This window comes from Mycobacterium sp. SMC-21 (assembly GCF_045310825.1).
Taxonomy (GTDB): domain Bacteria; phylum Actinomycetota; class Actinomycetes; order Mycobacteriales; family Mycobacteriaceae; genus Mycobacterium.
The window spans coordinates 1-9,263 of record NZ_JBJIAO010000070.1 but is presented as its reverse complement, the minus strand read 5'-3'; the positions used below and the strand labels follow the sequence as shown (position 1 = coordinate 9,263).

Genomic DNA, 9,263 nt, shown 5'->3' with positions numbered 1-9,263 from the left:
TTGCCATGGGGACATCCTTCCAGCCCGCCCATGCTGGGCAAGCCAACTCAGATGTCACCTATTCGTGCAGCAGACCCTTCAGCGTGGGATGCCATTCGGCAGCTACGTGCGGAGCGGCTTCGGCAAGCGATTCACCGGGTTTGGGCTTCGCCGCCGATGCTGTCCTACGCGCGATGCCGCACGGCGGGCATCCTCGGCCCTGCGTCCCACGGGCGTACACCTTGTTCTGCCATTCATGGCCACACGTGGAGCACAGCCACCACACTTCAGCGTTGCAACCGAGCCGCACGTCGTAAGCAGTTAGTTCGCCGTTCAAAGTCGGATGCCACTCCTCGGCGATCCCGGGACACAGTTCAGCCAGCGATTCACCGGGCTTCGGCTTCAAGATGGTGGCCATAGGACCGATTCTGCTTCACCCGACCGACAATGCTCAGCAGTCAGGTGACGTAGTGCGTACCCCCGGTATTGCCCGGCCGAATGGCGGCATCGGGGTCACTCGGTCGAACCGGTCGACGGTGATAAACGGAGTGCTCCGGTCCGCGATCCACGGAATCTGGCGTGCTCCGGGGTAGTAATTGCCGCCGACGTACCACGACGGCACGGTGACGGCCTCTCCGTCGTCCAGCATCCGCAGCATCCGGCGGGCCGATTGCGACACCCGTGAGGTCTCGCTAAGTCGCGCCATTTCGACCTTGCTCGCCTGGCGGTCTTCACCGGTTGGCGGAAGATACAACCGCGGGTCGCACTCCGCGTCACGCGCGAAGGATTCGCGCAGATGCTCGCGCAGGCCGGGAAGGTGCGCGTAGTCGCTCTGTAGTCGCTTCGGGCGGGCCATCAGCTCGCTGTCCGAGGTATAGCGCCGCGATACTCTCCGGAGCCGTTACGCGCCGCCCACGACGCTTTACCGGCCCGACTCTTGGCAGTGTCGACCGCCTTACCAGGCTCCAGCGAGATACCGCCCAGGCACCGCGCAATGATCAGCGTTTGCTGCCGAACCTCGGCCAACAGCGGTGACGGCCGAACCACGCCATCCTTATCAGTGAAGGTGCGCCCGGTCTTGGTCAGCATCGTTTCCAGCGACGCGACGACATCGGCGGCCCGTCCGGCGCGTTGCAGTAGATCGGACTCGCGGGCGTCCAGCTCCAGCCCTGCGGCCCTCGCATCAGCGGCTACCGCGGCAACCAATTCCGGCCCCGCCTGCGGTTTGTTTCCGCTGGTCATGTGGTCATTCTAGTACGTGCGTACCAATGTTTTGTTCGATCAGCCGTCCAAATCAGCAGTGTCGGCCGGTGGCGTCCAAAGGGGTGGGGGGCCTCCCCCCGGCCCCGGTCTCGACCAGGGCATACGGAGTGCCGCGAATGGCAACCACCCACGATTCAGCGGAGCTGTCGGAGGGTGTGTCGTCGTTACCTGATGGGCGCCAGGCATGTTCAGTTGCGGGTGAGGTCGGCCGCGCCAGGACCGATGCCGTAGCTGTTGGGGCAATGGACCTCGGCCGAGCCTGTGCTTAGCCAGCGTGGCTGTGTCTGTCCAGTGCGTCGCGAATCGCGACGATGACGTGCCGCGTACCGGATTGACCTCCTCTTTCGGTCGTTCAGCCATTCAGTAGACCGACCGGGCGGCCGAGCGCGGCCAACCTGCCCAGCGAAATTGCCGCGCAGCACTAACGACATTCGACGCTTTCGCCGGTTGTCGACGTGTGCTGAATGGCTCCGCCGTTGTCCCGGGTTAATTCGCCAGTCACACGGAGTTGCGCGGCAACAGCCAATCTGAGTCGCGTTTGTTGCCGGGGAATTCTTTCGGACCCCGAACGCATAGGCGTTGATACCCGCGCTTGTGGCCCTTGGGGTGGTCTTGGGCGGGTATCACTTTCGGCCAGGGTCATCATCCGACCCGGTCGGCGTGGACTTCAATCATGGGGATAGCCAATCGGTCGCCGCGGACAACCGGAGGGCATTGTGAGCAATGCGGCTGCCAGTAGTCCGTTCGCAACTGATACATGGTGGTCCCGATATAGCTTATGCGCCAACCGCATTCAGGCAGCACGGTCCGAACGTCGACCACGTCGCTCACATCATGATTGTGATAGCCGTTGACCTCACCGGGTCCGAAAGCGAATAAGTAAAGCCGTGCGCCAGGTCTGGTCACCTGGTGCAGCTCGGTCGCGTACGCAGGGCGCTGATCAGGCCGCAGGTTGTCGTAGCACTTCGAGTCCACGACGGTATCGAAGCGCTGTCCACCATCGCTCATCGTGGTGACGTCGCATTGAGCGACAGTTACTGATACACCGGACCTCTTCGCATTCATCCGCGCGCGGTTGATTGCCGTTGGCGCGAGTTCGTAGCCGGTTACCGTGCAGCCATGCCGGGCATACTCGATGGCGTGCCAACCTGATCCGCACCCCGGGTCTAGAACATCTCCGGTGATGACACCGGGAAGTGATGCTAAGCTGGCGGATCACGGGCTGCGCTTCGCCGATGTCCCACGGTGCAATTCCGGCGCGGTAGAACATTTCGGCGTGCGTTTGGTTCACGTTCGACGCCCTTTCGCGTTGTGATGCGAACAACGCACCCGGGCCGATCCGGACCTCTCACGGCTTCGGCAAAGAACCTCGGCCCCGGGTGCGTGTCCGCGCTGCGCGGTCCCGTACGACCGGCGCGCTTTGGGGCAGCGACCATCCTCTACAACGGAAGAGCCCCAATCCTTTTCGTCGGAGTTGTCAGCCGCGGTATACCTGCGCCGTGACCTTGGTCGGGTCGACCAATGGCACTTCAGATTGGTACCCACCCTGAATTTCCTTGCGTAGCTTCGCCGTGTTCCAGTCGGCCACAGCTTTTTGCTTTGCAGCAAGCCGGGCGTCGCAGACCGCGGCGGCGTATTCCGGGTCACGCCGAGCAAGGACATCGTCAACGAATTCAGTTGGTGCGCCGCGACTCGCCAGGTAAGGAGGTATCTCGTCAGCGAGAACTGGCAACTCGCTCACCTTGGCTTTCATCAGCACATCAGTCGCCGCCGCGACCAAGGCACCTTCGGGTTTGGCGTCAAGTGTCCGGACTACCCGATCCCATGCGCGGCCGTTGCGGAGTTCGGATGCTGTGTCGTCACCGGCTGTCGTCATCCTCTCCCGCACTTGCCTGACGCGGTCCTGCGCTTGCGTGAGTTGATCGGACATTTCCGCGGCACTGCTTTCAAGATCCTTTGCAGCGCCCGTTTCCTCGAAAGTTCGGCGCAACGCTGTGTCGATTTGGGTGTGAAGTTCGCGCTGTGCGTCAGTCATCGCCGTAACGGGTCGCTTCGCTTCCTCGCGCTTCTCCCAGTCGACAACGGAAGCAAGATGCTTGCCGTGCTGTTCCCGGACATACTTGGCTCGCTGCCAGGCTTTCTCGGCAGGTGTGCCGTAGGTCGGCGCTGGCGGTACCAGTGGGGTTAGTGGCCCTGCGTCGCGGGCTCCCTCACTCGGTTGCGGGTCAAAAACGTTCAAGATTCCCATTGAACTACCTCCCTTAGGATGAAAGATGCTGCACACCTTGGGTTTTGATCTTACCGTTGATCGACAGTCAGGCCGCATTATCGCCAGTGGTTTTGCGATAGACACCCCCGATCACACCCCGGGGTCGTACCGATCGCGGTTGACTAGCAAGCCATTCCACGCACTCGGCCTTGACTTGACAGGTATCGCAGATCGACAACGCCATTGCGACGTCTTCGGCAGACTCACCGTCGAATAGCGTTGCCTCGACTTGGGAACACGCAGCGACGCCGCCGAACCTTGGTATGCCGCGCAGGATTCTGCCTACCAGTTCCATCCACCCAGGCAACGCGGGCGGCTTCCTGTTGGCCACAACGGCACCGGACCGGCTGCGCCCCTTGTCAACGCAGCGCTTGCACAACCCGCGGGCGTGCGGCTTTCCATCGCAGTTCTCGGTTACGCACATGGCGCGCCTCCGTGGTGTCGGCATGGCTGCGTTGGACTAGCAACGCGTTTACGGCACCGTTGACCATCGGCACGTCGGCGCAGACACATCGGGTTGGCGAACGCCTTGGCGATCCGGTCGCGGTAAACGGGTGGCAGTGATCCGCCGATTTCATGGGGTTGCGCCAGTTCGGCACCGAATTCCGGCTCAGTAACTCCGAGTTGGTCTGGGTCGAGCAACCACCACGTCCCAGATTCGGTAACACATACCAGCGCGTATCCGTTGGGCAGTCGGTCGGTCAGGTGTTGATGTGTGATCATGCGGTCCTCCGTCGTCTCTGTGGCTGTCGGTGGTGGCCTCTAATCGGGCACCGGTGCGTTCGACCTTCCTGCGGGCCGCTGTCGGGCCAAGCCGTGGGGCTGTGGCCAAACGCCAGACCACTCCGCGACCGTCATCGGGGTCAGGATCAGCCCGCACTAGTCCGGCGCTCAGTAAGTCGCGATACCAACGGCGGACGGCCGACGCACCGGCGCCCAGCTCGGCGGCCAAACCGATTGCGTCACGCGGCCGGATGCCGCCGTGCTCGGCGATCAGGCCGAGTAGCCATACCTGGTCCGGCACCGGTGCCGAGTCCGGGTCTTCGGCTGGCCATAGCTCGGTGAGGTGGACGGGTGCGTTCATCGCGTGGCTTCCGCGTCGGCCTCGGCCGGTAGCCAAGTCGTCGTGTTCGGCCACGTGTGCCGACTGACCGAGCGGGCGACAGCGGCCCGGCGCAGGCGGCGGAATGCTCGGTAGGTGGCGTTTCTGTTGTGGCCGAGTCTCGCCCCGTGCGCCTCGGCCTGTTTCGGTCGCACGCCGCCGGGTGTCTGCTCGATGAAGTCGGCCAGCCATCGGGGGTCGGAACCCGACCTGTGGGCGCGCCCAGTGATGTCAGTGACATTCATGAGTCCGCCCCATCCAGGGCGGTGCCAGATTTGTTAGTTGATGCCCATAGCTCGGAACCGTCTTCGCCCTCACTGCTACCCAATTCTTCTGGGGGTCTAGGGATATGGAGTGACAAATCTGGCACCGGAATCATCTGGACCGACAAATCTGGTACCGCCGTGCTGGGGTCCAGCGCCGATGGTTCGATGTCGTCGGCCAGTCGGTAGAACCAGGTCGTGACAAACCGCCCGCCCCGATGGGTCTCGGTGTCGGTGCAGTCGAGCGCGCCCAACATATGTAGCGCTTGCAACTGTCGATCCACCGTCGCTCGCGGCTTATTCAATCGCTTGCGAATGTCCGTCGCGGTCGAATCAGGATGCACGACCAGGTCATCCAAGATGGCTAGCCGCAGCGGCGGCATTGAGTCCCGCGCGCACCGTATGGCCAGCCGCAGCGCCGACGTGCGATCCATCCCGATAGCCACCCCGCCGCGGACCAGTTGCGCCAACTGCTTGGCGAACCGAGTAGGCATTTCCGGGGCGTGCGCGTCGATCACGTCGCCGCGATAGTCGTACTCCACGGCGGTACGGGTCAGCGTCACCAGGTTGGCGGCGTTCAGCAGCACTTCCGATTCAGCCTCGGACAGGCTGACAGGGTCGGTATTCATCCCGGCGATGACACCGGCCGCGGCCTCTGCCAGCTCTGCCCGCATGTCGACCTCGTGGCCGGTGTTACCAATCGCTTTCCGGCCAGCTTGTATCCGTTTCGTGGTCGAATCCATCCGGACAAGTACGAAACGGTCACCCATCGAAGCAATGACGGAGTGAGCGCTGTCCCACGCCGTCGTGCAAGCACCGATCACCACGATTCGGCCACTCCAATGCAAGACGTTGCCACCGTCGGTGCCGACTTCACGCGACCATCTGCCATCGTGTATTTCACGCAGAGCGGCAAGCACTTTCGCACGAAGATCACGGTTCATCGACAGGATGGAAGTCACGTCTTTGATCACCAGTACGCCTTGGGAGCCAATGCGCCGCAGCAAGCCACCCGTTGCGCCCTTGGAGCGCTCGCGTTTCGGAGTCGCCGACAGCAATGCAGCATCCGAAGTGATCGCACTGATAACCACAGCGTCGACACCGTCGAGCGCCTGCACGGTTTCAGTCTTCGCGTTGCCGCTGCCCGAAATGACCAGTAACCACAACGGATCACCAGGCAGTCGTTCAGCCGCGGCAGCGGCCAGAACCGCGTCTTGGGCGTCTGTGTCGTAGTCCTCACCTAACCACTTTCGGGACACCGCGTGCGCCTGGTCGAGCGTGATGGGAGCTACGTCCGGCAATTCGCGGATAGATTCTTGGCCTTCACTGACGATTGCCGACGGGTCGACCTCGGTGACGGTGCCCAGTGGCTCCATGTCCGGCACCACGCGCTGTCCCTCACGGTCGGCCTTGCCGAACGCCGACCGAATCGTCTTGAGCACCGAGCCCATTCCGTCGTCGCGCACCAGGCCGTTGGCGTTGCACGCCTTGATCAGCTCGGCGCGGAGCTGGTCGCGCGGAACGCTCAGCCTGGCCAGCTTCAGGGCGACGGTATTGAGCGTGCTGTTTCGCCGGTGCGAGTCAGAAGCAAGGCTGGCCAGCTCGGCTAGCTCCAGCTCCATCGCGCGCACCACGTACGGGTCGTCCGGGGATCGGTACCCACCGGTCGGCGGCCGGTCGACAGGTGGCGACGGTGGTGGGATGTCCGAGCACGCCGACTCGTACGTGGTATCACCGTTTGCCGCTGCCAATGCCGCCTTTGCGGCGTCGCGCTCGGCCTTGCGTTGCAGGAACGACCTCTCATCCCGGACGCCGCGGGCTCCGTGCGCCGGTAGGTCTGGGTCTTCCGGATTGACATGGATCGTCGTCAGCGGAACCGCCGGCGTCTCGTTAGGGTCTTGACTCAAGTTGGTCAAAATTACTGCGCCCCTTTGTAAATACGCCCGACACGCCGACTGCCCCGGCTTGTATCGCGGTAGACTGAGCGCGTTGTTGTTGTCTGGTCCGTAGTTGTCCGGGAAGGCCGTCCCTTGGTCCGGGGCGGCCTTTTCGCTTTCCTCACCCGGCCGCGTCCGGGCAGTAGACCTCGGCGAAGTCGGACACGGCAGCAGCCATGTCGTCGCGAGTGACCCACTCCGGTGTCGACGCCGACACCATCGCTGCCGACACCACGCGGTCCTCACTCCACCCTGCCTCCAGCAGCACACACGCTGAAACAGCCGCTGCGCGAACATCGTTCGGTGAAGTGAGCCGCGTCAGCCCATCGGCGTGCAGCAGGTTGATAAGCCGGTCAAGGTCGGTGCTTCCTGTGTCGGCGTGCGCTATTGCCGGTGTCAGGATGACAGCAGTCGCTATGGCCAGCCACGCGCTACGCCGCTTCACACTGCGCCACCAACCGGCTTCATTAGCTTATCCAGGTCTGCTGCATCGACTTTCAGCAACTTGGGGCCGACCCGAACCGCGTTCAACCTGCCCTCGGCGATCCATTTTCGCAGCGTCCGATAGTGGACTCCGCACAGCTCGGCGGCTTCCGGTAGACCTATCCATTGGCGCGCAACCGCATTCGTCATCTTCGGCGCTTTCATGCCGTGTCCGCCGAAGGTACGCGGTAAACGCCGGTGCGACGTCGGTTACAACTCGCACTGGTTGGCATCCTTGTGTTCATAAGGCGCAGGATGCACCAATGGCGGGCGAAACGCCGAACGTTTCGTACCGTTTCTGTTGTTTGATTCATGTTGTGTCGCAATAGCTTTAAGGGTCTATTTGGATCGCCCAGACGTCGCGAAACATACCCGAGGCACCGCGAGGCGCCACTGCGATAGTCGCGACAAATCGTCTCCCGTGCAGACAGCACAACGGGCCGGGTGCGACTGAGCGCACACCGACCCGCTGAGCAACTTTTCGGGCTCGGTCAGCCCTTACCCCGCGGCCAATTTCGATAGACGTTCGGCAATCTCGGCGTCTCGCCCTTCCGCGACATGCTGATATCGCAATGCCATTGCGGGCGTTGTGTGCCCAAGTCGGTGCATCAGCTCGGCCGTCGTAGCACCTGACTGTGCAGCTAGCACCGCGCCGACGTGCCGCAGATCGTGGACACGCAGTGTCGGTTTGCCTATACCCTCGCGTGCCTTCTCCCAGAAGGGCCGGTAGTTGTCACCGTGCATGTGTCCGCCGTCCGGCATCGGGAATAGCAGCGACTCAGGCGCGGCCGCGACATGGTCATTCAGGTGCGCCAGGATGACAGGGCGGACGTGCGGCGGAACCGCGACGTCCCGGATACCCGCCGCCGTCTTCGGCTCGCCGACGTCGAACGCGCCTTTTCGGTAGGTCACGGCACGCCGTATGCGCAAAACACTGGCATCGCCGTTGACGTCCTTCCGCCGTAGCTCAGATGTCTCACCCCACCGCAGACCACACCAGGCCGCCATGATGACGCTGGCGCTCAGATGTTCAGGCATCAGACTGGCTAGCCGGTCGACCTGAGCCGGGGTGAGCACGTCGACATCCCGCTTCCGCTTGGTCTGCATCGCAGCCCGGATGCGGCACGGGTTGGCGTCGAGCACTTCGTCTTGCACGGCGGTCGAACAGATCGCGTGCAGCAGGGCGTAAGCGTGGGCATTGCGGGTCGAATGGGTGGCGCCCAGGCTCGCGTGCCACTGGCGCACGCGGGCCGGGGTGAGCGTCACCAGCTTGACGTCTCCCAGCGTCGGCAAAATGAGCCGATTCAGCATCGAGCGGTAGTGCTGGCGCGTCCGCGGCCTCAGCGTGCGCAACTCCATCCACTGATCGGCGTAGGCGCGCAGCGTGATGCCGTCCGACCGTTCGACGGCGCCCCACGTCTCTAGGTCGATCTTGCGGCGTTCATCCGCCAACCAGCCTTCGGCGTCGGTCTCTGTGGCGTACGTGCGCTTCGCCTTGTGCAGGTTGCCGTCAGGTCCGATGTAGGCGGCTTGCCAGCGTCCGGACGGTAGTTGGCGAAGCCGTCCGAATCCGCGCCGCTTGCGTGCCATATGCGCGCCTTCCCTTCGACCCCAGACCGGTTTTCTCGGTGCGATAAACGTGCAACATCAACCTTACGCAACGCCCGGAAGCGCTACACAAATTCGTAGCCGAGTTTCGATCATATTGGCTGTTCAACGCCCATAAACCCCAGTATAGAGCCGGTTACAGCTAAGGGTGTCTCGTCAGGTTCGAATCCTGCCGGGGGCACTCTAACTAGCGGAACTAAAACAGCTGCTAGGCGGTGCTTTTGAAGGTTGCTCTAACGGATCGCCCAAACGGCCTACCTATCCGGTCCGACGTAGCCGGCCCAAATCTGGCTCTTCATGATTGACGGTGTAGTTGGGGTCTGAATCCGCCGGTTTCGAGTAGGGATCGGGCGATGTAG

At 62.9% G+C, this 9,263-nt stretch carries 10 protein-coding genes; all 10 read right to left on the bottom strand.

The annotated features are described in order from the left end of the window. Positions 1–58 precede the first annotated feature (58 nt). On the bottom strand, positions 59–397 hold the full coding sequence (locus tag ACJH6H_RS29250; protein ID WP_406776334.1) for a zinc-ribbon domain-containing protein: 339 nt from the start codon (positions 395–397) through the stop codon (positions 59–61). 33 nt (positions 398–430) lie between these two features. Next, positions 431–835, bottom strand: a complete 405-nt coding sequence (locus ACJH6H_RS29245) for a hypothetical protein (protein ID WP_212812520.1) — start codon at positions 833–835, stop codon at positions 431–433. Continuing rightward, entirely contained in the window at positions 835–1,221 is a 387-nt protein-coding gene (locus ACJH6H_RS29240; RefSeq protein ID WP_212812521.1) for a hypothetical protein, read from the bottom strand. The genes ACJH6H_RS29245 and ACJH6H_RS29240 overlap by 1 nt, the downstream gene beginning before the upstream one ends. A 663-nt stretch (positions 1,222–1,884) precedes the next feature. Then, a complete protein-coding gene (locus ACJH6H_RS29235) occupies positions 1,885–2,427 on the bottom strand; it encodes a class I SAM-dependent methyltransferase (protein WP_244872975.1) in 543 nt (180 codons plus the stop codon). Between the two features lie 292 nt (positions 2,428–2,719). Then, a complete protein-coding gene (locus ACJH6H_RS29230) occupies positions 2,720–3,490 on the bottom strand; it encodes a hypothetical protein (protein ID WP_212812522.1) in 771 nt (256 codons plus the stop codon). Between the two features lie 67 nt (positions 3,491–3,557). Continuing rightward, entirely contained in the window at positions 3,558–3,806 is a 249-nt protein-coding gene (locus ACJH6H_RS29225) for a WhiB family transcriptional regulator (RefSeq protein ID WP_212812523.1), read from the bottom strand. Positions 3,807–4,854: 1,048 nt separating this feature from the next. Beyond that, positions 4,855–6,792 (bottom strand): hypothetical protein, encoded by a 1,938-nt coding sequence (locus ACJH6H_RS29220; RefSeq protein WP_212812524.1) that lies wholly within the window; start codon positions 6,790–6,792, stop codon positions 4,855–4,857. Positions 6,793–6,934: 142 nt separating this feature from the next. Beyond that, on the bottom strand, positions 6,935–7,258 hold the full coding sequence (locus ACJH6H_RS29215) for a DUF732 domain-containing protein (protein WP_212812525.1): 324 nt from the start codon (positions 7,256–7,258) through the stop codon (positions 6,935–6,937). Next, positions 7,255–7,461, bottom strand: coding sequence for a helix-turn-helix domain-containing protein (locus tag ACJH6H_RS29210; RefSeq protein ID WP_212812526.1), 207 nt, complete (start codon positions 7,459–7,461; stop codon positions 7,255–7,257). The genes ACJH6H_RS29215 and ACJH6H_RS29210 overlap by 4 nt, the downstream gene beginning before the upstream one ends. 333 nt (positions 7,462–7,794) lie before the next feature. Then, positions 7,795–8,886 (bottom strand): site-specific integrase, encoded by a 1,092-nt coding sequence (locus tag ACJH6H_RS29205; RefSeq protein ID WP_212812527.1) that lies wholly within the window; start codon positions 8,884–8,886, stop codon positions 7,795–7,797. Positions 8,887–9,263: the final 377 nt, after the last annotated feature.

Excerpts from the sequence above, each read along its gene's own strand:
- ACJH6H_RS29245 (WP_212812520.1), bottom strand. The coding sequence starts at position 835 with ATGGCCCGCCCGAAGCGACTACAGAGCGACTACGCGCACCTTCCCGGC.
- ACJH6H_RS29205 (WP_212812527.1), bottom strand. The coding sequence starts at position 8,886 with ATGGCACGCAAGCGGCGCGGATTCGGACGGCTTCGCCAACTACCGTCC.
- ACJH6H_RS29225 (WP_212812523.1), bottom strand. The coding sequence starts at position 3,806 with ATGGAACTGGTAGGCAGAATCCTGCGCGGCATACCAAGGTTCGGCGGC.
- ACJH6H_RS29210 (WP_212812526.1), bottom strand. The coding sequence starts at position 7,461 with ATGAAAGCGCCGAAGATGACGAATGCGGTTGCGCGCCAATGGATAGGT.
- ACJH6H_RS29240 (WP_212812521.1), bottom strand. The coding sequence starts at position 1,221 with ATGACCAGCGGAAACAAACCGCAGGCGGGGCCGGAATTGGTTGCCGCG.
- ACJH6H_RS29250 (WP_406776334.1), bottom strand. The coding sequence starts at position 397 with ATGGCCACCATCTTGAAGCCGAAGCCCGGTGAATCGCTGGCTGAACTG.
- ACJH6H_RS29230 (WP_212812522.1), bottom strand. The coding sequence starts at position 3,490 with ATGGGAATCTTGAACGTTTTTGACCCGCAACCGAGTGAGGGAGCCCGC.